23 protein-coding genes and 1 other annotated feature are annotated in these 23,391 nt (G+C 46.8%); of the genes, 18 read left to right on the top strand and 5 right to left on the bottom strand.

Annotated features, from left to right (window positions below; translation table 11 throughout):
- Nucleotides 1–3: 3 nt before the first annotated feature.
- Together MKY62_RS15635 and MKY62_RS15630 are read left to right on the top strand one after the other, a co-directional pair.
- Nucleotides 4–849: an MBL fold metallo-hydrolase gene (locus MKY62_RS15635; RefSeq protein ID WP_003184471.1), complete on the top strand. Its 846-nt coding sequence runs from the start codon at nucleotides 4–6 to the stop codon at nucleotides 847–849.
- Nucleotides 850–921: 72 nt separating this feature from the next.
- On the top strand, nucleotides 922–2,619 hold the full coding sequence (locus MKY62_RS15630; protein ID WP_009329392.1) for an NAD-dependent malic enzyme: 1,698 nt from the start codon (nucleotides 922–924) through the stop codon (nucleotides 2,617–2,619).
- A gap of 36 nt (nucleotides 2,620–2,655) precedes the next feature.
- Here the strand turns inward: MKY62_RS15630 and MKY62_RS15625 are convergent, their stop codons facing one another.
- Complete coding sequence (locus MKY62_RS15625) at nucleotides 2,656–2,970, bottom strand: PepSY domain-containing protein (protein WP_003184468.1); 315 nt, start codon at nucleotides 2,968–2,970, stop codon at nucleotides 2,656–2,658.
- A 136-nt stretch (nucleotides 2,971–3,106) separates the two neighbouring features.
- On the opposite strand from MKY62_RS15625, the gene MKY62_RS15620 reads away from it, so the two are divergent.
- A complete protein-coding gene (locus MKY62_RS15620; RefSeq protein ID WP_003184466.1) occupies nucleotides 3,107–4,180 on the top strand; it encodes a M42 family metallopeptidase in 1,074 nt (357 codons plus the stop codon).
- A gap of 52 nt (nucleotides 4,181–4,232) precedes the next feature.
- On the opposite strand, the gene MKY62_RS15615 is transcribed toward MKY62_RS15620, so the two are convergent.
- Entirely contained in the window at nucleotides 4,233–4,679 is a 447-nt protein-coding gene (locus MKY62_RS15615; protein ID WP_003184464.1) for a YtoQ family protein, read from the bottom strand.
- A 289-nt stretch (nucleotides 4,680–4,968) separates the two neighbouring features.
- On the opposite strand from MKY62_RS15615, the gene MKY62_RS15610 reads away from it, so the two are divergent.
- The 13 genes from MKY62_RS15610 (at nucleotide 4,969) to motS (ending at nucleotide 17,322) form a co-directional block, all read left to right on the top strand.
- The gene (locus tag MKY62_RS15610) at nucleotides 4,969–5,289 is read left to right on the top strand and encodes a thioredoxin family protein (RefSeq protein ID WP_003184462.1); all 321 of its coding nucleotides are present in this window, start codon (nucleotides 4,969–4,971) and stop codon (nucleotides 5,287–5,289) included.
- Nucleotides 5,290–5,308: 19 nt separating this feature from the next.
- The gene (locus MKY62_RS15605; protein ID WP_003184460.1) at nucleotides 5,309–6,118 is read left to right on the top strand and encodes a DUF1444 domain-containing protein; all 810 of its coding nucleotides are present in this window, start codon (nucleotides 5,309–5,311) and stop codon (nucleotides 6,116–6,118) included.
- Between the two features lie 18 nt (nucleotides 6,119–6,136).
- Entirely contained in the window at nucleotides 6,137–6,742 is a 606-nt protein-coding gene (ytpR, locus tag MKY62_RS15600) for a YtpR family tRNA-binding protein (protein ID WP_003184458.1), read from the top strand.
- Between the two features lie 184 nt (nucleotides 6,743–6,926).
- On the top strand, nucleotides 6,927–9,605 hold the full coding sequence (locus MKY62_RS15595; RefSeq protein WP_003184457.1) for a DNA translocase FtsK: 2,679 nt from the start codon (nucleotides 6,927–6,929) through the stop codon (nucleotides 9,603–9,605).
- A gap of 265 nt (nucleotides 9,606–9,870) precedes the next feature.
- On the top strand, nucleotides 9,871–11,169 hold the full coding sequence (murC, locus tag MKY62_RS15590; protein ID WP_003184455.1) for a UDP-N-acetylmuramate--L-alanine ligase: 1,299 nt from the start codon (nucleotides 9,871–9,873) through the stop codon (nucleotides 11,167–11,169).
- Between the two features lie 166 nt (nucleotides 11,170–11,335).
- On the top strand, nucleotides 11,336–11,758 hold the full coding sequence (locus MKY62_RS15585) for a DUF948 domain-containing protein (RefSeq protein WP_003184453.1): 423 nt from the start codon (nucleotides 11,336–11,338) through the stop codon (nucleotides 11,756–11,758).
- A gap of 3 nt (nucleotides 11,759–11,761) precedes the next feature.
- Nucleotides 11,762–12,178: a YtxH domain-containing protein gene (locus MKY62_RS15580; protein WP_003184452.1), complete on the top strand. Its 417-nt coding sequence runs from the start codon at nucleotides 11,762–11,764 to the stop codon at nucleotides 12,176–12,178.
- Nucleotides 12,179–12,198: 20 nt separating this feature from the next.
- Nucleotides 12,199–12,525, top strand: coding sequence for a bacillithiol system redox-active protein YtxJ (gene ytxJ, locus MKY62_RS15575; RefSeq protein WP_003184451.1), 327 nt, complete (start codon nucleotides 12,199–12,201; stop codon nucleotides 12,523–12,525).
- Nucleotides 12,526–12,674: 149 nt separating this feature from the next.
- On the top strand, nucleotides 12,675–13,124 hold the full coding sequence (locus MKY62_RS15570) for a hypothetical protein (protein WP_003184449.1): 450 nt from the start codon (nucleotides 12,675–12,677) through the stop codon (nucleotides 13,122–13,124).
- A gap of 210 nt (nucleotides 13,125–13,334) precedes the next feature.
- Entirely contained in the window at nucleotides 13,335–14,411 is a 1,077-nt protein-coding gene (locus MKY62_RS15565; RefSeq protein ID WP_003184447.1) for a bifunctional 3-deoxy-7-phosphoheptulonate synthase/chorismate mutase, read from the top strand.
- Nucleotides 14,412–14,727: 316 nt separating this feature from the next.
- Nucleotides 14,728–15,729 (top strand): catabolite control protein A, encoded by a 1,002-nt coding sequence (gene ccpA / locus MKY62_RS15560; protein WP_003184445.1) that lies wholly within the window; start codon nucleotides 14,728–14,730, stop codon nucleotides 15,727–15,729.
- Nucleotides 15,730–15,824: 95 nt separating this feature from the next.
- The gene (motP, locus tag MKY62_RS15555; RefSeq protein ID WP_009329389.1) at nucleotides 15,825–16,643 is read left to right on the top strand and encodes a flagellar motor protein MotP; all 819 of its coding nucleotides are present in this window, start codon (nucleotides 15,825–15,827) and stop codon (nucleotides 16,641–16,643) included.
- On the top strand, nucleotides 16,633–17,322 hold the full coding sequence (gene motS / locus MKY62_RS15550; RefSeq protein WP_003184438.1) for a flagellar motor protein MotS: 690 nt from the start codon (nucleotides 16,633–16,635) through the stop codon (nucleotides 17,320–17,322). Before motP ends, motS begins: the two co-directional genes overlap by 11 nt.
- A 61-nt stretch (nucleotides 17,323–17,383) precedes the next feature.
- Here the strand turns inward: motS and MKY62_RS15545 are convergent, their stop codons facing one another.
- Genes MKY62_RS15545 through MKY62_RS15535 form a run of 3 tightly spaced genes read right to left on the bottom strand, consistent with a single transcriptional unit; the run spans nucleotide 17,384 to nucleotide 19,839 of the window.
- Nucleotides 17,384–18,544, bottom strand: coding sequence for an acetoin utilization protein AcuC (locus tag MKY62_RS15545; protein ID WP_011198197.1), 1,161 nt, complete (start codon nucleotides 18,542–18,544; stop codon nucleotides 17,384–17,386).
- The gene (locus MKY62_RS15540) at nucleotides 18,541–19,185 is read right to left on the bottom strand and encodes an acetoin utilization AcuB family protein (RefSeq protein ID WP_003184434.1); all 645 of its coding nucleotides are present in this window, start codon (nucleotides 19,183–19,185) and stop codon (nucleotides 18,541–18,543) included. Before MKY62_RS15540 ends, MKY62_RS15545 begins: the two co-directional genes overlap by 4 nt.
- 21 nt (nucleotides 19,186–19,206) lie before the next feature.
- Complete coding sequence (locus tag MKY62_RS15535; protein ID WP_003184432.1) at nucleotides 19,207–19,839, bottom strand: GNAT family N-acetyltransferase; 633 nt, start codon at nucleotides 19,837–19,839, stop codon at nucleotides 19,207–19,209.
- Nucleotides 19,840–19,994: 155 nt separating this feature from the next.
- Here MKY62_RS15535 and acsA point away from each other — a divergent pair, with 155 nt between their 5' ends.
- Nucleotides 19,995–21,713, top strand: a complete 1,719-nt coding sequence (acsA, locus tag MKY62_RS15530) for an acetate--CoA ligase (RefSeq protein ID WP_003184430.1) — start codon at nucleotides 19,995–19,997, stop codon at nucleotides 21,711–21,713.
- Between the two features lie 53 nt (nucleotides 21,714–21,766).
- Nucleotides 21,767–22,007, top strand: a binding site (T-box leader).
- A gap of 47 nt (nucleotides 22,008–22,054) precedes the next feature.
- Nucleotides 22,055–23,320 (top strand): tyrosine--tRNA ligase, encoded by a 1,266-nt coding sequence (gene tyrS, locus MKY62_RS15525; protein WP_025806244.1) that lies wholly within the window; start codon nucleotides 22,055–22,057, stop codon nucleotides 23,318–23,320.
- Nucleotides 23,321–23,391: the final 71 nt, after the last annotated feature.

Genomic DNA, 23,391 nt, shown 5'->3' with positions numbered 1-23,391 from the left:
ATCATGGAAACTTTAACAATCGGACGAATCAAGCTGACATGGCTGAACGGAGGCGTCACGCACATGGACGGAGGCGCCATGTTCGGCGTTGTTCCCAAGCCGCTTTGGTCAAAAAAGTATTACGCCAATGAGAAAAATCAAATCGAACTTAGAACAGATCCTATACTAGTTCAGAAAGACGGCACGAACCTGCTGATCGATTCCGGTATCGGGCTCGGCAAACTGACGGATAAGCAAAAACGAAATTACGGAGTCACCGAAGAATCGTCAATTGATGACTCGTTAAAAGCACTCGGGCTCTCAACGGAAGATATCAAAGCCGTTTTGATGACTCATCTCCATTTTGACCATGCATGCGGATTGACGCGCTATGAGGGAGAAAGCCTTGTTTCCGTGTTTCCAAATGCGGCGATTTACACGTCTGCAATCGAATGGGAAGAGATGAGAAACCCGAATATCCGCTCCAAAAATACATATTGGAAAGAGAACTGGGAAGCGGTTCAGCATCAAGTGAGAACCTTCGACGAGAAGCTTGAAGTTTTGCCCGGAATCACGATGCATCATACAGGCGGCCACAGCGACGGCCATTCCGTGATCGTTCTCGAAGATGCCGGTGAAACGGCCCTTCATATGGCTGACATTATGCCGACGCACGCCCATCAAAATCCTCTCTGGGTGCTGGCGTACGACGATTATCCGATGACATCGATTGCCGCGAAGCAAGCATGGCAGGCGAAGGCCGCCGAGAAAAACGCCTGGTACATTTTTTACCACGATGCCCTTTACAGAGCATTAAAATGGGATGAAAACGGCGATATTGCAGAGTCAGTAAAAAGAGAAAGCCGCTAGCTATTTTGGTGAATGGTTTGCTTTGTTGTTATCCATTCTAAGGGTAACTAACTTTTGAAAGGAAGACGACGGGTGAGCCACAATAAATTAAATGAACAAGTGATCGAGACGCGGTTAAGAGGATTTGAAGTCCTTGCGACTCCCCTGTTGAACAAAGGGGTTGCCTTCCCTCCGGAGGAAAGGGATGCTCTCGGCTTGACAGGATTGCTTCCTCCCAAGGTGCTGACGCTTGAAGAACAGGCAAAACGGGCGTATAAACAGTTCCAATCACAGCCTGATGATTTGAGCAAAAACGTCTATTTAACGGCGCTTCATGATCGAAATGAAGTGCTGTTCTACAGGCTTCTGAACGACCATATGACAGAAATGCTGCCGATTGTCTATACCCCGACTGTCGGAACGGCAATACAGCAATACAGCCATGAATACAGAAAGCCGCGGGGGCTGTTTTTGTCGGTTAATGACCCTGAAGGCATGAAAACGGCATTTGAAAATCTGGCCGCTAAAAGAAGCCGGATCGATTTGATCGTGGCCACTGATGCTGAAGGAATTCTCGGAATCGGGGATTGGGGAGTCGGCGGCATCGCCATTTCGATCGGAAAGCTTGCTGTTTATACTGCAGCTGCGGGCATCGATCCTAACAGGGTCCTGCCAGTAGTCATTGATGCGGGGACGAACCAGGAAAGGCTTCTGAACGATCCGCTTTATGTCGGGAATCAGCATTCGAGGATCAGGGGCGAGCGTTATGAATCGTTTATTGATCAATACGTTCAAATCGCAACCGAGACGTTTCCGGGCGTTTTGCTGCACTGGGAAGATTTCGGAACGCAGAACGCGCGTCAGATTTTGAAAAAATACAAAGACAAAATTTGCACCTTTAATGATGACATTCAAGGCACAGGAGCTGTTACCCTCGCAGCGGTGCTTGCGGCCGTTAAAATATCAAAAATGCCGCTGAAGGATCATAAAGTGGTCATATTTGGAGCGGGGACGGCCGGAATCGGCAATGCTGAGCAAATTCGCGCCGCACTCGTTCAAGAGGGAGTGTCGGAAGAGGAATCATACCGCCGTTTTTGGTGTGTTGATCGGAACGGTTTGCTGACAGATGATATGAACGACTTGCAGGACATTCAACAACCGTATGCAAGGCCTGCTGACGAGGTAAAAGACTTCAGCCGGAACGGCCCGGGGGATGCAATTGATCTGCTCGAGGTGGTTAAAAGAGTGCAGCCTACCATTTTGATTGGAACCTCGACGGTATCGGGCGCATTTACAGAGGAAATTGTAAAAGAAATGGCAAAGCATGTGAAACGGCCGGCTATATTCCCGATGTCCAATCCGACGCCGTTATCTGAAGCAAGGCCTGAAGATTTGATCAATTGGACGGAAGGGCGGGCGCTCGTCGCCACAGGAAGCCCGTTTGCGCCTGTGGAATACAGCGGCACCCGTTATGCGATCGGCCAGGCGAATAATGCCTTTGTATTCCCCGGCCTTGGGCTCGGAACGCTCGTATCAAAAGCAAGACTGATTACGGACAACATGTTTTACGCCAGCGCGGCTGCGATCGCGGGTATGGTTGATACGGGCCGGCCCGGCGCCGCGCTTCTTCCGGAAGTTGAGGATTTGCGCACGGTTTCCGCAACCGTGGCAACGGCTGTCATCAAAGCAGCCATAGAAGACGGAGTTGCAGAAAACGAGCCGGACGATGTGATTCAGGCGGTGCAGGATGCGATGTGGCATCCGGTCTACCGGCCGATTCGCGCCATATAAAAAGATGCGGCCCTGATGGCCGCATCTTTTTTGATGCTATGCTGCTGTATCAATCACATCTACGATCATGCCTGTTTTTGCATCAACCATGACTTCGTACTGTTCGAGCTCTCCGAAAGCGGAACGCGTAATGCCTGTTTTGTACACCATGACGGTTTCGCCGTTTACGGTATAGGCTTCCGGAACGGTATATATCCATGAACCGTCGATCGGGCCTCTCTGTTTAAAAGCGGACTTGACGATGCGCAGCGCTTTTTCAGAAGAAATGTAAGGCTGCATGACATATTGTTTGACAACGACGGCCGCGGCAATGCCGATGCCGGCTCCAATAAGAAAGTGGCGCAGTTTCATCCTTTCAGCACCTCCAAAGCTTGTTTTTTTCATTATACAGAACATGTCCGTCCGTGTTAAGGATGGGCTCTCTTCTGGAAACACATCGCACACTTATGTAAAATGTAGAGAGATACATAAGAAAAGAGGGAAACAGATGAATCAGGAAACGAGAACGCTTTTTCAAACGCTTACGGAGCTCCCCGGCGCCCCGGGAAACGAACATCTTGTCCGTCGCTTCATGAAAAAAGAGCTTGAAAAATATGCTGATGAGATCATCCAGGACAGACTTGGAAGCGTGTTCGGCGTTAAACATGGACCTGAAGGCAGTCCAAAAATTATGGTGGCCGGCCATATGGATGAAGTGGGGTTTATGGTCACATCAATTACAGATAACGGCCTGCTTCGGTTTCAAACGCTGGGCGGCTGGTGGAGTCAGGTTTTATTGGCCCAGCGGGTGGAAATCCACACGGACAACGGACCGATCCCCGGCGTCATCGCGAGCACGCCTCCTCATCTTTTGACAGATGAGCAGAGGAGACGTCCGATGGATATCAAAAACATGATGATTGATATCGGGGCGGATGACAGGGAAGATGCCGAACGCATCGGTGTCAAACCAGGCCAGCAAATCGTACCGATCTGTCCGTTTACCCCGATGGCAAATGAAAAGAAGATCCTTGCGAAAGCATGGGATAACCGCTACGGCTGCGGACTCAGCATTGAATTGCTGAAAGAACTGCAAGGAACAGAACTTCCGAACAATCTTTACTCAGGTGCGACCGTCCAGGAAGAGCTCGGAACAAGAGGCGCGCAAACTGCGGCCAATATGATACAGCCTGACTTGTTTTTCGCGCTTGATGCAAGTCCGGCAAACGATTCGAGCGGCGACAAAAATCAATTTGGCCAGCTTGGCAAAGGAGTGCTGTTGAGGATTTTCGACCGGACCATGGTGATGCACAGCGAAATGAGAAATTTTGTGCTGGATACGGCAGAGACAAATGACATCCCGTATCAATATTTTGTTTCTCCGGGAGGAACCGACGCCGGCCGTGTTCACATCTCAAATGAAGGCGTTCCTTCGGCCGTGATTGGCATTTGTTCAAGATACATCCATACATCTGCTTCCATTATCCACGTTGATGACTACCTTGCTGCAAAAGAATTGCTGATCAAGCTTGTCAAAGCTTGCGACAGTTCTGCCGTCCAGTCGATTTTGCGAAATGAGTGAACAAAGAAACCCTGTGCTGCTTAACGCCCAGGGTTTCTTTTTGGAAAAACAACTACCGGCTTTCAAATACGTATGACAACGATTTAATTGCCTGATTTACAGTTTCCACAGTAATGTTCGCTTTGTTTGACAGTTCTTTTAACGGATGATGGAGTGATTCGGGTCGGATGATGATCAGCGGTTTGCCTTTGGCGATCGCGTATGATGCATCCATTGCCGTGTTCCATTGCTTGTATTTTTCCCCGAAAAGAGCGATGACAACATCCGCCTTGTTCATTAAAACGGAAGTTCTAAAATTGTTCAAATCCGAGGCTGCATCATCCTTTGCGATTGAATCAGCCTGCTTGCCCATAATTTCTTCACCGATGTTGTCGGAGCGCTCGTGATTTTCCATCGGTCCGACAAATGTGATCGGCAGCTTGAGCGATTTTGCTTTTTCCTTCACCTCTTCGCGCCAATTGCTATGTATTTCTCCGGCAAGATAAACGATAAATTCCATACATGCTCCTCCTGACTGTCATGGGATCACGGCGCGAGGCGCCTTAACGGATATTTTTACCCTATTACTTATAATGTTAAACGAGAATGGCTTGATAAAGCAAAAAAATTATGCTTATGATATGAAAGAGGTTCGGATCCTTAAGATTTTCCCTTTTTAAAACGGGTAAGATACATAAGAATCGTCCATCTTTTAAAAAAGCCGGCAGGCAGCAAAAGGCTGGCTATAGAGCCGGCAGTCTGGTATGATCCGAATGGATGATAAGAACTTATATTGGAGGCGTTGAGTGATGAAAACGATCGAGACGAATGAAGAATTGCAAAAAGTTGTGAAAGACGATTTATCCTTGTTGATGTTTTCGGCTGACTGGTGTCCGGACTGCCGTTTTGTAGAACCTTTTTTGCCCGAGCTTGAAGCGAACTATCCGGAATTTACATTCTATTATGTTGACCGCGACAAATTTATAGACACGTGCGCGGAGTGGGATATTTTCGGAATCCCAAGCTTCCTCGTATTTAAAGAAGGAAACGAAATCAGCCGCTTTGTCAGCAAAGACCGGAAAACGAAAGAGGAAATCGAGCAATTTTTGACCGATTCACTGAATAAGTAGCCGAAAGGAGAGTTCCTCTATGAAAATGACCTCAAGGAAACTTTCCGATATATTAAAAAAACGTTTGCAAAATGACAGCTGGTCCTTTCATTTCGACAGGGAAAAGGACAGCTTGAGAATCGAAGATAAAAACACTGGAAAAGGCATTACACTCGAGCTCCCGGGGATCATCGCGAAATGGGAGCAGAAAAAAGATGATGCGATTGACGAAGTCGTCTATTATACTGAGGAAGCGCTCAACGCCATGAAAGGCCAGTCGCAGGAAATGGAAGGACGGGAAAGCCTGATCTATCCCGTCATCCGCTCAACTTCCTTTCCCGAGAAGTCCAGCGCAGGCGTTCCCTTGGTTTTTGACGGCCACACGGCTGAAACACGAATTTACTATGCGCTCGACCTTGGCAACACATACCGTCTGATCGACGAAAAAATGCTTGAAAAAGAGGGCTGGACAAAAGAAAGGATTCGGGAAACAGCTTCCTTTAACCTTCGCTCGCTCCAGACCGTTGTCAAAGAAGACGAAGTCGCAGGCAATCACTTCTACTTTTTCAGAGCGAATGACGGCTATGACGCCAGCAGGGTGTTGAACGAATCGATTCTCGCAGAGTATGAGAAAAACGCGGAAGGGACCCTCGCCGTGTCAATTCCGCACCAGGATGTGCTGATTATTGCCGACATCCGCAATAATGCCGGATACGATATACTCGGGCAAATGTCGATGAGCTTTTTTGCAAACGGCACAGTGCCGATCACTGCGCTTTCTTTCCTGTATGAGGATGGAAAGCTTGAACCGATCTTTATTCTGGCTAAAAACCGCCCTAAAAAGAAATGATAGAAAGGAATTTTTCTCATGAACGCATTTTATAATCCAGAAGGCGTAGGCGATACGCTGCTCATCTCATTGAACGATATTCCACGTGAAGAGATCGCTTTTGAGCGGTACGGAGACGTCGTGAAAATTTTTCATAAAGACACAAAGGAAACAGCAGGCTATAACATTTTTAATGCCTCCTCATATTTGAGCATTGAGGAAAGCGGAGCTATTGCGCTTTCCGAATCCTTTGTCCAGGATGTGAATGAAATTCTGGTCCGCAACGGTTTGAAAGACGAGCTGACCGTCGACCTTTCTCCGAAGTTTGTGGTCGGATATGTTGAAGAAAAAGAAAAGCATCCGAATGCCGATAAATTAAGTGTTTGCAAAGTGAATGTAGGGAGCGAGACGCTGCAAATCGTCTGCGGAGCTCCCAATGTTGAAGCCGGCCAAAAAGTCGTCGTTGCCAAAGTCGGCGCCGTGATGCCTAGCGGTATGATCATTAAAGATGCGGAACTTCGCGGAGTGGCGTCAAGCGGCATGATTTGTTCTGCCAAGGAGCTGAATCTCCCAGACGCGCCGAAGGAAAAAGGCATTCTTGTTCTTGACGACGGCCGTAAAGCAGGAGAAGCCTTTACATTTTAACGGCATAAAATGAACAAAACTTTCGAATAGATGTAAAAAGAAGCCGCTGGGTAGACAAACTTGGCGGCTTTTTTATTCGGAGGGCGGACGCTTGGAGAAGGACTTGTCCTTTTCTGGGTGGGGAAGCAGTGGTATACTTAAAACCGTCCCCGAAAAATTTAAGGGAGTTAGAGAGTGATGATTCATGAGCTGGTTTAATAAAATGTTCAGCCTGTTTTTAGGCGATGATGAAGATAATGAAAAACAAAAAAAGCACATAGACGAATTTGAGGCGGATTCATCTTCAGAGGACGAAGAGATGCCGCAAATAACCGACGCAAAAGTCGTATATGAATATCCAAAAGGGAAATTCCGCTTTCCGGTTATACCTGATCAAAACACGCGGCCGCGGGAAAAGGACGACAGCCGCGAACAAAGGACCCGCCGCCCGGCGAGCCGATATTCAGCTTCTCAGCCGAAACCCGGCAATTCATATCATTATGAAGAGAAAGCGGCGGCGAAAAAACCTTTTAGGCCGTCCGTCATCCCATCACCGGTTTACGGCTTTCATGAGCAGAAAAGAGCCAAGCCGGAAAATCATACATATCGTGCAAAAAAACAAACTGAAGCGCGTGTCACGCTGTTTAACGAAGAAATTGAAAAAGAGCAGAAGTCTGCAGAACATAAGCAGCCGGTACGAGAAGAAGCTTCCGTGCAAACTGAAAAGAACGGCCGTCCGCTGATCAAAAGCGAGAGCCGCAATCCTGCATTGCGCGCCGAATTCGAAGATGTCCCGCAGGCATCCACGGAGATTCCAAAAGAAACGGAAATCCGTCCAGAGCGAATGACAGAAGGCGCGGGACTCGCAGAGGAAAAAGCGCTGCGAAATGAAGCTGTAGAAGAGACCGCCTCCGCATCACAAAACATAACGGAGGAAGACGCAATCCCCGCTGAGCAAACACCGGAACAAATCGAAAAGCTTTTGGATAAGATTGAGGAAACCGGAGAAGAGATGGTACTGGCAGAGGACGCAGAAGCCGCCACGGAAGAACAAGGGAAGACTTACGGTTCGGGCAAAACGCATCCCGACCCGGAAGCTTCAGTTCCGGAAGAGCCGCACACTCATGGCCGCGCCTCTGAAATAACCGTCCAGAGCGATGAATCTTCCCATAGGACAGATTCAAACACCCCGGCTGACGCTCTTGAAGAAACAAGCGGAAGCCGCCAGACTGGCTGGAGACAAGAGCAGGCGTCATGTTCACCGGAAACGGCAGCGCCAAGCGCGGGTGAACCCGAAAGCAGGCAAGAGAACCGGGAGACTACAAGGATAAACGAGGATCGGCCGGAAGCTCCGCGGAAGCGGGAAGCAGGAGCCGCTCCGGGATCGAAGAAAGGCTCTGTTCCGTTTAATGTCATGATGTTTGCCTCAGATAAACAAAAAGAAAAAGCGCCTCAAGGGTATCAGTTCCCGAATATGTCTTTACTTGATGTGCCGCCGGCGCAAAAGCAGGATGATCAGGACTGGATACACGAGCAGCGGGAGCTGTTGGACGTCACGCTTGAGAACTTCAATGTTAAAGCAAATGTCGTTCATGTCACCCAAGGGCCTTCTGTGACAAGATTTGAAGTTCATCCTGAACCCGGAGTGAAAGTCAACAAAATTACAAATCTGTCAGATGATATTAAACTCAGCCTGTCAGCGAAAGATATTCGGATCGAGGCACCGATCCCGGGAAAAAATACGATCGGAATTGAAGTGCCGAATCTGCACAGCAAAATGGTTTATTTACGCGAAATGATCAGAAGTTCGGAATTTAGAACGAATCCGTCTCCTCTGACAGCAGCTCTCGGACTCGACATATCCGGAAAGCCCGTCGTGGCTGATCTGAAAAAAATGCCCCACGGTTTGATTGCCGGTGCTACGGGATCAGGAAAAAGCGTATGCATCAACACGATCTTAGTAAGCCTGCTGTTTAAAGCGTCGCCTAGGGATGTAAAGCTTCTGCTTATCGATCCTAAGATGGTGGAGCTTGCTCCGTATAATAATATTCCTCATCTCGTCAGTCCTGTCATCACAGATGCAAAAGCGGCAACCGCCGCATTAAAATGGGTTGTCGAGGAAATGGAACGGCGCTATGAATTATTTGCTCATTCCGGTGTTCGGGAAATTGAGCGTTTTAATGAAAAAGTCCGGGAACAGAACATGGGTGAAAAACTTCCTTATCTTGTTGTCGTGATTGATGAACTTGCCGATTTAATGATGGTCGCTCCGAATGAAGTGGAAGAGAGCATCTGCCGAATCGCACAAAAAGCAAGAGCGTGCGGCATCCATCTTCTGATTGCGACGCAGCGGCCTTCAGTTGATGTCATTACCGGCTTGATTAAAGCCAATATCCCAACAAGAATAGCGTTTTCTGTTTCAAGCGCTGTCGATTCAAGAACAATTATCGATATGGCGGGAGCTGAAAAGCTTCTTGGAAAAGGGGATATGCTGTTCTTGGAGAATGGTTCAGGCAAACCGGTCCGCCTGCAAGGCAACTTTGTGTCCGACCGGGAGATTGATCGTGTCGTTTCACATGTCAGACGGCAGCAGGAGCCGAACTATTTATTTGAACAGGAACAATTGGTCAGACAAAATCCGGCCGGATTTGACCACGATGAACTGTTTCTTGAAGCGTGCGAATTTGCCGTGGAACAAAACAGCGCCAGCACTTCAAGCCTGCAGCGGCGCTTCCGCATCGGCTATAACAGAGCTGCCAGATTAATCGATATGATGGAAAGGGAAGGCATGATTTCTGAAGCGAAAGGGAGCAAGCCGAGAGAAGTCCTGATTACAAAGGCTGATCTGGAACAGTTAATAGAAAGTAGTTCACTTTTCGGCTAAACATGGTATGATAGCTGATGGGCGTGTTTTTTTAGAGCGCCGTATATTAAAGCGCCGCCAGCGGCGTTTTAATCCGTTTTTAAGAGCACTTCCGTGAAAGGGGTCAAAAAAATCCTTTCCGCAGGAGGTTTATTCGCTCTTGAAAATGCCTGATACTGAATATAATTATGACTTTGAAGAAAACGATGCGGCCGGGCTTTAGGTTGCAAATTGAAATAAGCGTCATATACTGGGAAGCAGATAGACGTTTGTTGGAGGTACTATTATGACTGTTTATCATTTTGTCGGAATAAAAGGGACAGGTATGAGTCCGCTTGCCCAAATTCTCCATGATAATGGATATAATGTCCAAGGATCGGATATCGAAAAGTACATTTTTACACAAACCGCTTTAGAGGAGAGAAATATCCCGATTTATCCGTTTGATCCGGAAAATATCAAGCCGGGAATGACTGTTATTGCCGGAAATGCTTTTCCCGACACTCATCCCGAAATTGAAAAAGCGCAAGCTGAAGGCCTGCCAGTCGTGCGGTATCATAAATTTCTCGGCGATTATCTGAAGAAGTTTACGAGCATTGCCGTAACAGGGGCACACGGCAAAACGTCAACGACGGGCCTTTTGTCACATGTCATCAAAAAAGCAAAACCGACTTCTTATCTGATTGGAGACGGAACTGGAAAAGGCTGCGAAAACAGCGAGTACTTTGTGCTTGAAGCCTGTGAATACAGAAGGCATTTTCTGAGCTATCAGCCCGATTATGCAATCATGACAAATATTGATTTTGATCATCCCGATTATTTCGCGAATATCGATGATGTATTTGATGCATTTCAGACGATGGCATTACAGGTGAACAAGGGAATTATCGCATGCGGTGACGACGAGTATTTGATGAAAATCCATGCGAACGTTCCAGTCGTATACTACGGCTTTGCCGAGGAAAACGATTTTCAGGCGAGAAATGTCATCAAAAATACTGAGGGCACAACGTTCGATGTTTTCGTCAGGAACACATTCTACGACACTTTCTATATACCGGCATACGGCAGCCATAACGTTCTGAACGCTTTGGCCGTCATCGCCCTCTGCCATTATGAACAGGTCGATGTCGACATCATTAAAGAAGGATTGCAAACCTTTGGCGGCGTTAAACGCAGATTTAACGAAAAACATGCCGGCAGCCAAGTGCTGATTGACGATTATGCCCACCATCCGACTGAAATCACGGTGACGATTGAAGCAGCCAGACAGAAGTATCCGGAACGGGACATTGTTGCAGTATTTCAACCGCATACATTTACGCGCACGCAGTCATTCCTGAATGAGTTTGCCGAAAGCCTCAAGAAAGCCGATTATGTATATCTTTGCGATATATTCGGATCTGCCCGGGAAAACGCAGGAAAGCTGACGATCGGTGATTTGCAGGAGAAAATTCCGCAGGCGAAGCTGATCGATGAAAATGACACATCAATTTTAAAGGAGCATGAAAATGCGGTGTTAATTTTCATGGGCGCAGGTGACATTCAAAAGTATTTAAGAGCATATGAAAATGTATTAGCATAACAAGAAAAAGGCAGTGTGAGTCAATCCGCTGCTTTTTTGTACATATGAAGCGGGAGTTTCTGTTAAAGGAATTCACCCGTGCGTATAGAAAAAGTAAATATAGAGGTTTACGATTTAAACAATTGGGTATACATCAATTGTAAGCCCTTAGCTGAAGGAGGATAAGATGATTATTATTCTGTATTTAAGCGCTGCACTCATCGCTGTTAGCTTTCTTATTTTGGTTATCTATTTATCAAAAACATTAAAATCGCTTCAAGTCACACTTAATCATGTTGCATCAACGCTGGAAGGTGTGGAAGGACAAATGAAAGGCATCACCGCTGAAACAACGGAGCTCCTGAATAAGACGAATCGGCTCGCTGATGATATTCAGGAAAAATCTTTGAAGCTGAATACGGTCGTGGATGCCGTTCAGGAAGTCGGCACATCGGTCAGGCAGTTTAACAACTCCATTCAGCAGGTTTCACAGTCCGTCACATCAGCCGCAGAGCAAAACCGTGAAAAAATTTCTCAAGTTGTCAGCTGGAGCAATGCAGCTTTGGAAATTTGGAATAGATGGAAACAAAAGAAGATGAGGGAGGAATAATAAATGAGTAAAGACGGAATGAATACTAAGGATTTTTTAATCGGCACGTTTGTAGGCGGAATCATCGGGGCGGCTGCAGCTTTATTTTTAGCGCCGAAGTCGGGGAAAGAGCTTCGCGATGACCTTGGAAATCAGGCCGTCGTTTTAAAGGATAAGACCGGAAAGCTCACAAGCGAAGCGAGGGAGAGAGGCTCTGAGTACGTCAGCATCGCCAAAGAGAAGACATCTTCGATTTCACAGCTTGTTGCCGACCAGTCTTCACAGATTATGGATAAAGTCAAAGACTTGCGAAGCAAGGGTGCCGAAAAAGCTGGTGAACTAAAGGAAGAAGCATCGTCTGCAATCGAAGAACAGGCTGAAGAAGCCAAAAATGAAATAGAAGATGAAGCAAGGAAAACAGCAGATACCGCTCAGAAATAACTGTGGAAAGGGAGATCACCGTGTCGAAACAGCTCATTCAAACAGAGGATGAATTTAAAAGGCTTGCAGAAAACAATGATACATTTATCTTTTTGAAACACAGCGTGACATGCCCGATCAGCAGGCGCGCGTTTGAAGAATTCGAATCATTCGCCAATCAGCATGAAGACATACCGGCTTATTATTTAAAAGTGCAGGAAAGCCGCCCGCTGTCAAACTATATCGCTGAGCAATACGGGATTAAGCACGAAAGTCCTCAAGCCTTCATTTTTACAAACGGGAATGTGAAATGGCATGCCTCCCATTCGCAAATTACCGCACAAGCACTTGCGGAAAACAGCAGATAATCCGCTGCTAAAAACGGCCAAGACGTATAGCGTTTTGGCCGTTTTCTATGTTGTTATGATGCTTTTGCCTCATGGAAATGCCTTTTTAGGAAAATGTATCGTTTGATCCATTGGTGTGCGTTATAATTAATAAAACGGGAGGTGATCAGTTGAACACTGAATTAAAGGACATGCTTCAATCCGTTCTAAAAGAAGAATTGAGTCCGATCAATCAGCGCCTTGATGGAATCGACAAGCGCTTAGACAAAATCGACGCACGCTTCGTTGAGATAGACAAGCGCTTCGATGAAGTGGACGCACGCTTCGTTGAAGTAGATAAGCGCTTTAACGCAATCGACAAGCGCTTCAAAGAAATAGACGGGCGCTTAAACAAAGTAGAAAACCGCTTAAACGCAATGGACAAGCGGCTGAATCGGCTTGAAACAGATATAGATGAACTGAAAAGAGGGCAGGAGAGGCTCCCGAAAACGATCATCGAGAACATCGGACAATTTACGGAGAACATTGTCGAACATGCCGATGATAAGGCGGCTGCCTTGAATGACAGGGTTTTTAGCGTCGAAACCGCAATACAGAGAATATACAGGTTATCAAGTTAAAGAATCAAACATGATTCTTTTTTTTATTCTTCCGATAAACACCCGCACAGCAAGGGATAAACTGCATATAATGCTTTATCACTTAAAAGCGTTTGGGTAATAAAGAATTTTTTCGTGACATTTTAAGAAACATTGTTTATAATAAACCCTAATCAATTGAATCATTCTTATTTTCATAGAGGGTGAAGTTAAAAGAAAGGATGGATTACCATGAGCAACACTGAACTTGATTTGCTGAGGCAGCAGGCGAATGAATTAAACTTGCAAATATTAAAGCTGATTAACGAGCGAGGAAGAATCGTTCAGGAGATTGGAAAAGCGAAGGAAGCACAAGGCATCAACCGCTACGATCCTGTCAGAGAAAGAGCGATGCTGAACGAAATTATTGAAAATAACGACGGACCGTTTGAAAACTCGACGATCCAGCATATCTTCAAAGAGATTTTCAAAGCCGGGCTTGAACTGCAGGAAGACGATCACAGCAAAGCGCTGCTCGTTTCTCGCAAGAAAAAGCCTGAAAATACAATCGTTGATCTGAAAGGCGAAAAAATCGGCGACGGAGAACAAAGATTTATCGTCGGTCCGTGTGCGGTTGAAAGCTACGAACAAGTAGCGGAAGTCGCAGCGGCAGCTAAAAAGCAAGGCTTGAAACTGCTTCGCGGCGGAGCTTTCAAACCGCGTACAAGCCCGTACGACTTCCAAGGCCTCGGCGTGGAAGGCCTGCAAATCTTAAAGCGTGTTGCTGATGAGTATGATCTGGCCGTCATCAGTGAGATCGTGAATCCGCAGCATATTGAAGAAGCCATTGATTACATCGATGTCATCCAAATCGGCGCCCGCAACATGCAGAACTTCGAGCTCTTAAAAGCGGCCGGTTCAGTGAAGAAGCCGGTTCTGCTGAAGCGCGGACTTGCCGCAACGCTGAAGGAATTCATCAATGCAGCGGAGTACATCATGTCGCAGGGCAATGATCAAATCATCCTTTGTGAACGCGGAATCAGAACGTATGAAACAGCGACTAGAAATACGCTTGATATCTCAGCTGTGCCGATCCTGAAGCAGGAAACTCACCTTCCTGTATTCGTGGATGTCACTCATTCAACCGGACGCCGCGACCTGCTTCTTCCGACAGCAAAAGCAGCGCTTGCGATCGGAGCTGACGGTGTCATGGCCGAGGTCCATCCTGATCCTTCTGTCGCGCTTTCCGACTCAGCTCAGCAAATGGATATCCCGACATTTGAAAAATGGTTAAATGAACTGAAGCCGCTCGTTCAAGTAAAAGCATAAGATTTGTTTATGGACCGCTCGCGAGCGGTCCTTTTTTTACGTTGTCATCAAAAATTGTCGAAAAAATTTCTTATTTTTAAGTAAAAAGCTGTTTATTCTTATTTAAATTAATTATAAAAATAAAGGGAACGTTTTCATATTAGGTAAAACCGTGTATAATTTCAGAGAGCCCCTTTTGTTTTGGCAGGTTATGAAAAATAATGTAAACTGGTGTTCTGTTTATTTTACATAAAGTTTTACATTTTGACATTTCTCTACATGAAAATGTTTATGCTATAGGAAAAGAAAAGTGTACCCAGTTGAAGGAGTGGTAAAAATGAGTAATGTGACAATATATGATGTAGCACGCGAAGCAAATGTAAGTATGGCAACCGTTTCCCGGGTCGTCAACGGGAATCCGAATGTCAAGCCGACGACGAGAAAGAAGGTGCTTGAAGCGATCGAGCGTCTTGGCTATCGTCCAAACGCCGTGGCAAGAGGGCTGGCAAGCAAAAAGACGACGACTGTCGGCGTGATCATTCCCGATATTTCCAGTATCTTTTATTCAGAGCTGGCGAGGGGAATCGAAGATATCGCAACGATGTACAAGTACAATATTATTTTGAGCAATTCCGACCAGAATATGGACAAAGAACTTCATCTTTTGAATACGATGCTAGGAAAGCAAGTTGACGGTATCGTCTTTATGAGCGGAAATGTGACTGAAGAGCATGTGGAGGAATTTAAGCGATCGCCAGTTCCGATCGTGCTTGCGGCATCTGTTGAAGAAAAAGGGGAAACGCCGTCGGTTGCGATCGATTATGAACAGGCGATTTATGATGCGGCAACCATGCTGATTGAGAAAGGCCATAAGCGCCTTGCGTTCGTCTCAGGACCTATGGCTGAACCGGTTAATCAAGCGAAAAAACTGCAAGGCTTTAAAAGAGCGCTTGGGGATAAGGGGCTGCAATTTAAGGAAGAGTATGTTGTAGAAGGCGATTATACGTACGATTCAGGAATGGAAGCGCTGGAGGCTTTAATGAAGCTGGATGAAAAACCGACAGCCGTCCTGTCAGCGACAGACGAAATGGCGCTCGGCGTTATTCACGCAGCACAGGATAAAGGACTGGCTGTTCCGGATGACCTTGAAGTGATCGGTTTTGACAATACAAGGCTTTCATTAATGGTTCGGCCGCAGCTGTCGACTGTCGTCCAGCCTACGTATGATATCGGTGCCGTGGCGATGAGGCTTCTGACAAAGCTGATGAACAAAGAGGAAGTCGAAGAGCATATTGTCCAGCTGCCGCATCGCATTGAACTCAGACAATCAACAAAATGATCATCATTAAATAAACGAGAAAGAAAGCAAGTGTTCACAGCTTTTTTCGTGAATTGCTTGCTTTCTTTTCCTTGAGCTGGAGAGATTATGAAAAAATGAAACGATTTGATTATCTGACACCGGTCGGTTTTATTCTGGGTATTTTCATTTTAGTGCTCGGCGTTGTCTCTGGAGCGGGGCTTTCCGGTTTTTATTCGTTTATCGATTTGACGTCTTTTTTTATTGTGACGGGTGGATTGTGTGCAGCTGTATTCATCAGCTTTTCCCCGAAAGATTTAAAAAGAGCGCCGGCTGTGCTGAAGCAGGTCTTTATTTCGGAGGAAGATGATGTGCGCGAATTGGTCAAAACCTTTGTCAGCCTGTCTGAACAGGCGCGCAAACAAGGAATTTTATCATTGGACGCCAATGTCAATGAAATGAAAGACCCGTTTTTGAAAAAAGGCCTGCTCCTTGCCATCGACGGATGGGATGAGGAGACGATCCGCAATGTGATGAACTCGGAAATTGCCGCGATGGAAGAACGACACAGAAAGGGGAGAAGGATCTTTGAAAAAGCAGGAGAATTTGCGCCTGCATGGGGAATGATCGGAACGCTTGTCGGTCTCGTCATGATGCTCAAAAACCTGAACAAGCCGGAAACGCTCGGTCCGAATATGGCAATCGCCCTTTTGACGACGCTTTACGGATCACTTTTAGCCAACATGCTGTTTATACCGATCGCCGCGAAGCTTGAAGAAAAGACGGAGAATGAAATCTTTAAGAAGCAAGTCATGATCGAAGGCATCATCGGCATCCAGTCGGGAAGAAATCCGCGAAATCTTGAAAGTCAGCTTGTCGTTTTCAGTTCAAAAGAAGAATGGACAAAAAAGCGGGCGGACCGCATGAAACAAAAGGACAGGTCTCATGAAGCTTAGACATGAACGAAGGAAGCGCGAGCAGGGCCGCAAATCGCCAAACTGGATCATCACGTTTTCGGATTTGATTACGCTCATCCTCGTGTTCTTTATTTTACTGTTTTCGATGTCGCAAATCGATTTAAACAAATTCAAAGCAGCAGTCGGTTCATTTCAAGACAGGGCCGACGGCAAATCCGCCGCAGAGTTGAAAAAAGACGCGGGCGATCAGAAGGCTGAAAAAACGGCTAAAAGCCAAGATGATTTATTAAAGAAAATCAATGACTATATTGAAAAAAACGAACTGTCAAGTTTGATTGCGGCCAAGCGTGACGAACGGGGCGTCATTCTCGTCCTTCAGGAAGCGGTTTTGTTTGATTCAGGGAAAGCGGATCTGAAAGACCAAGCTCACCCGCTTTTGCATAAAATCGCCGTCCTTCTCAAATCGGTGTCCAACCCGATTCGTGTGGAGGGGCATACGGACAGCCGCCCGATTTCGACTTACCGTTTTCCATCCAATTGGGAGCTTTCTGCAGCAAGGGCGAGCACTGTGATCGGCTACTTTACGTCGAAGGAAAAGCTCGACTCGTCGCGTTTTCTTGCCATCGGTTATGCGGATACAAAACCGGTCAGGGACAACCGCACTGAGAGCCATATGAAGGAAAACAGGCGCGTCGAGATTGTCATCGCAAAACAATAATGAGAAGAAAGCAAGGTCTTGCACAAAAGCAAGGCCTTTTCTGTGTGCCGCAATTTTCATATTAAGTGGTACGCTGGGCAGAGCGAATCGGATAAAGGGCTTTGGCAACGGTTTGTGCGTTTTTTTCCGTTATTTCGGTTTTTCTTGGAATTGGAGGATACAAATCTTCCGGGTCGGACCAGTTGGCAGGAAGCCGGACAGATGCCTGTTTCCCCCATTTTTTCAGCCATTTTTCAGGCATTTTCTCCTCTGGTTCCATCCCTTTCATTTCAAGCCAGATTCTTGCCCATGCCCTCGGTACGACGCGCCAAATGTCGTAGCCGCCTCCGCCGACAGCGATCCATCTTCCGCTGCAATAGGTGTGTGCAAGTTCGTGAGCGAGCTTTGGAATCTCTTCGTAAATCTTCATCGTCGTGCACAAGTGTGTCAGCGGATCGTAGTAATGTGCGTCAGCTCCGTTTTGCGACAAAATGACATCCGGTTTGAAAAACTCGGCTATTTCAGAAACAGCCGTCCGGTAGGAATCAAGAAAAGACTCATCTTCTGTGAAGGCATCGAGCGGGATATTAAAAGCATAGCCGTAGCCTTCGCCATGACCTCTTTCCTGAACCTGCCCCGTTCCCGGGAATAGGTAGCGGCCTGTTTCATGTATCGAGACGGTGCAGACGGAAGGATCATCATAGAACGTAAACTGCACCCCGTCGCCGTGATGGGCGTCTGTATCAATATATAAAACTTTCGCATGATATTTTTTCTGCAAGTAACGTATCACAACTGAACTGTCATTATAGACGCAAAAGCCTGAAGCCCTTCCTCTGAACCCGTGGTGAAGCCCGCCTCCAAGATTGAGGGCGTGTCTAGCTTTGCCCGTCATGACATAGTCTGCAGCCGTCAGCGTTCCGCCTACCAAAAGGGAGGCGGCTTCATGCATCCCGGCAAAAACAGGGGTATCCTCCGTTCCAAGCCCGTAGTTTTCGCTTTCGGCTGCCGGGAGCTTTCCCGCCCCTGCAAGCTGGACGGCCCTGATATAATCGCCCGTGTGAACAAGCTCGAGCTCGGTTTCTGTCGCTGCGCGCGGGGCAATCGTTTCTCCCGGTTCAAATGCGCCGACCGTGTTCAAAAGATCGTATGTTACATAGACTCGCAGCTGATTAAACGGGTGGTCTTGATGAAATTGATAGGTTTGATATGAGGGAGAAAAAATAAATACGCTGTCCTTCATGGCAAATCCCTTTGAACAGCCGGCCAAAGAACCTGATACCCTTTGGATTTTACGTCTTTGATGATAGAGGCGGGATTCATCGTTTGAACGCGAAACACGAGTATTTTCGAATCATCTTCATCACCGGGATATACGAGCACGCTCAATATGGCGATTTGGCGCCTGCTGAAGATGGCGCTGATATCAGCGAGGCTTCGGGCGATATGATCGGTTTTAATTTCGATTTGGGAGCCTGGAAAATGGGCTCCTGTCAGCTGAACGAACGTATGCAGCAAATCGGATTTTGTCACGATGCCGACAAGCTTTCCGTTTTTTACGATCGGGAGGCAGCCGATTTCGTGTTCAAAAAAGACGGCTGATATTTCTTCGGCAAAATCAAGCGGGTGACCGGTGATCACTTCTTTGGACATGATCAGTTCCACCGGCTTTTTTAAATCTTCGTTAGATCTGTTTTGGGCAAAGATACTCGGACTTGCTGTTTTGACGTCCCTGTCCGTGACAATGCCTATGACCGTTCCCCGTTCATTGATGACGGGAAGGTGCTTTATGTGGAATGTTCGCATGCGTTTGATCGCTTCTTCAATCGTATCGGTTCTGGATAGTGTCACAACATCCCGTTTCATGATTTTTTCAACAATCATATTCAGGTCCCCTTTGCTCCCTTAATACATAAAACGATTGTGGAATCTGAGTCTGTCAAAACGCTCGATCGATTCCTGACTGACCTCTTTTCCGATGCGTGCCATTAAACAGTTGGCGGGATGGGAGCTGATTTCCGGATCGTCTGTCGCAAACCAGACAAGTCCTCCGGCATTCATCATCTTCTCCATCATCTTTCTGTATTCCCAAACATCTTTGTTAGTCCCCTTTAGATCCCAATGCCAGTAATATTCAGTCGTGATGATAATATATTTTTCCATCTGCGGATCCATCATGCTGACCGCAAGCAGCGTCTTCCCGACAGAGTGACCTCTGAACGCCGGAATGACTTCGATGGCTCCAAGCTCGATTAAATTTTCCATGTTTCCTTCAGACCATCTTTCAAGCGGGTCTGGATAAACATATGTCACATAGCCGACAATGGTTTGCCGGAAACGGGCGATGATGATTCGTCCTTCGGGAAGCCCTGCGATTTCGATTAATGCTTCATGTTGTTTTTGTGATGGGCGAAAGGCTGTAAGCTCGTCGTGAAATTCATATTCTGCGAGTTTTTCGGGACTGATAGGGCCCTCTATCAGCACAGAGCCTTTCTCGGTCTGCAATTCTTTGGCATGATAAGTTTTGTGATGCTCCACGTATCCACCGCCTTACATCTTAGTTGAAGTCTTTTATACATAACATACCAAAATATTAAGCGTTTTCATAGGAGAGAAGAGTATTTTTTAAAAATTGAGAAAATAAAAAATCTATACTATAATATATTTTGATGATCGAACAAAGGGGGATGGGCATGGAATTGAAAGCGCTGCCAGCAGAAAAGGGAAATTACAACTTGAAAGACTATGATGAAACATACCGGACATTTGACTGGAAGGATGCCGAAAAGCATTTTTTATGGCACAAAACGGGAAAAATCAATGCAGCTTATGAAGCTATCGACCGCCACGCTGAGTCAAATTTGAAAAACAAAGTGGCATTTTACTACAAAGATCCGGTCCGCGAAGAAAAGTACACTTTCAGAGAGATGAAAAATGAAACCAACAAAGCCGGGAATGTCTTAAAGCAGCATGCCGATGTGGGAAAGGGAGACCGTGTGTTTGTTTTTATGCCGAGATCGCCCGAGCTTTATTTTATTCTTCTCGGCGCCATCAAATTGGGAGCGATCGTCGGGCCGTTATTTGAAGCGTTTATGGAAGGTGCCGTCAAAGACAGGCTTGCAAACAGCGGAGCGAAGGTCATCGTGACGACGCCGGAATTGCTTGAACGGGTGCCGGCCGATGAACTTCCGGATCTTGAATCAATCATTGTCGTTGGAGAAGGCGTAAAGGAAGAAGGACCTGTCATTGATTATTACGCGAAAGCGGCGGAAGCAGACACTGATCTTGAGATTGAATGGGTGGATCAGGAAGACGGGATGCTGCTTCACTATACGTCGGGTTCGACCGGCGCGCCAAAAGGGGTTCTCCACGTCCATAAAGCAATGATCCAGCATTATCAAACAGCCAAATGGGTTCTTGATCTGCATGACGATGACATCTATTGGTGCACCGCTGATCCCGGCTGGGTCACCGGAACGGTTTACGGGATTTTCGGTCCGTGGCTGAATGGAGCTACGAATGTTGTCGTAGGCGGCAGATTCAGTCCTGAGGCATGGTACGAAACGATTGAAAAAATGGAAGTGACGGTATGGTACAGCGCGCCAACGGCTTTCCGGATGCTGATGGGTGCAGGCGACGATCTTGTGAATAAATATAATCTAAGCTCCTTGCGGCATATTTTAAGCGTAGGGGAGCCGTTAAATCCCGAAGTCATCAGGTGGGGGCATAAAGTCTTCGGCAACCGGATTCATGATACTTGGTGGATGACTGAAACAGGATCGCAGCTCATCTGCAATTACCCGTGCATGGAAATTAAACCGGGATCAATGGGCAAGCCGATTCCCGGTGTAGAGGCTGCAATCGTCGACAACCAGGGAAATGAACTGCCTCCTTACAGAATGGGAAATCTCGCCATTAAAAAAGGCTGGCCGTCGATGATGCATTCGATCTGGAACAATCCTGAAAAATATAGCTCCTATTTTATGCCGGGCGATTGGTATGTGTCAGGAGATTCCGCCTACATGGATGAAGACGGGTACTTCTGGTTCCAGGGACGGATCGACGATGTCATCATGACATCGGGCGAACGCGTCGGCCCGTTTGAAGTCGAGAGCAAGCTTGTTGAGCATCAGGCCGTCGCTGAAGCAGGCGTCATCGGCAAACCGGATCCCGTCCGGGGTGAAATTATTAAAGCGTTCATCGCCTTGAGGGACGGTTATGAACCGTCAGATGCGTTAAAAGAAGAAATCAGGCAGTTCGTGAAACAAGGCTTGGCCGCACATGCCGCGCCAAGGGAAATCGAATTTAAAGATAAACTGCCGAAGACAAGAAGCGGAAAGATCATGAGACGCGTCCTGAAAGCATGGGAGCTGAACCTTCCGGCAGGCGATCTCTCATCGATGGAAGACTGATGTCTCATTGACAATGCAAAAATATTATGTTAAAAAAGATTTAGTCGAATATTCAAAAGGTGAAGACTGAGATCAGTAGAACGCATCCTTCCCTGTCTTAGAGAGCTGATGGCCGGTGAAAATCAGCACATATGGATGGTTTGAATTACACTCATGAACCGCTTTTGCGAAAAAAGCCTTCCGGGCTTTCTGTAGCAGAAGAACGGAAGCTTTTCCGTTATCAACGAGAGTGAAAAGAGCGCGGCCATGCGTTCTTTTAAGCAGGGTGGTACCGCGATTTTTATCGTCCCTTCGTTTTTGCGAAGGGGCGTTTTATTTTGGAAAAAAGGAGCTAATTGATGATGACACACATACTTGATGATTTGTCCTTCAGGGGACTGATTCAGCAGCAAACCGATGAAGCAGGCTTGAGAGAACTGCTCGATAAAGAGAAAATCAGCTTATACTCCGGATTTGATCCGACAGCTGACAGTCTGCATATCGGCCACCTGCTGCCGATTTTAATGCTTCGCCGCTTCCAGCTGGCCGGACATCGTCCGATTGCGCTCGTAGGCGGGGCGACGGGCCTTATCGGCGATCCGAGCGGAAAGAAAGCGGAGCGCACGCTGAACAATGAAGAAATCGTCCGCGAATGGTCGCAGAAAATCAAAAACCAGCTTTCGCGTTTCCTTGATTTTGAAGCTGAAGAGAACCCGGCGATCATGGCGAACAACTATGACTGGATCGGCAAAATGAACGTCATTGATTTCCTGCGCGATGTCGGCAAAAACTTCGGAATCAATTACATGCTTGCCAAGGATACGGTAAGCTCCAGAATCGAGACAGGCATATCTTATACTGAATTCAGCTACATGATCCTGCAGTCTCTCGATTTCTTGAATTTGTACAGAAACCAGGAATGCAAGCTTCAGATCGGCGGAAGCGACCAGTGGGGCAACATCACATCAGGTCTCGAACTCATCCGCAAATCCGAAGAGAATGCAAAAGCTTTCGGATTGACGATTCCGCTTGTGACAAAAGCAGACGGCACGAAGTTCGGAAAAACGGAAGGCGGCGCGATCTGGCTTGATAAAGAGAAAACGTCGGCGTATGAGTTTTATCAGTTCTGGATCAATACCGACGACAGGGATGTCGTGAAATACTTAAAATACTTCACTTTCTTATCAAAAGAAGAAATTGAAGATCTCGCTGAAAAAACAGAGACGGCGCCTGAAAAACGCGAAGCGCAAAAGCGCCTCGCCGAAGAAGTGACCGTTCTTGTACACGGCCGTGAAGCGTTTGAGCAGGCCGTCAACATCTCAAAAGCACTGTTCAGCGGAGATATCAAACAATTGACAGCTGAAGAAGTAAAAGTCGGCTTTAAAGGGGTTCCTTCCCTGGAGGTCGAGAAAGCGGATGAACTTCCTCTTGTTGAAATACTCGTCCAATCAAAGCTGTCTCCGTCTAAACGGCAGGCGCGCGAAGATATCACGAATGGCGCGGTATACGTTAACGGCGAGCGCCGCACCGATGTTGCGGACGTCCTCACCGCCGACGACCGCATCGAAGGACAGTTTACCGTCATTCGCCGCGGTAAAAAGAAATACTTCCTGCTGACTTATAAGTAATCAAAAAAACTCTTGCCAAACGGCAAGGGTTTTTTTGTGTCAACATGTTTAATGCATGTTCATTCAGGAAA

Origin of the sequence: Bacillus sp. FSL R7-0646 (assembly GCF_037969865.1) — a bacterium.
Classification (GTDB): domain Bacteria; phylum Bacillota; class Bacilli; order Bacillales; family Bacillaceae; genus Bacillus; species Bacillus licheniformis.
Note: the sequence above shows the minus strand (reverse complement) of the source record. Positions and strands in the feature narration are given on the sequence as shown.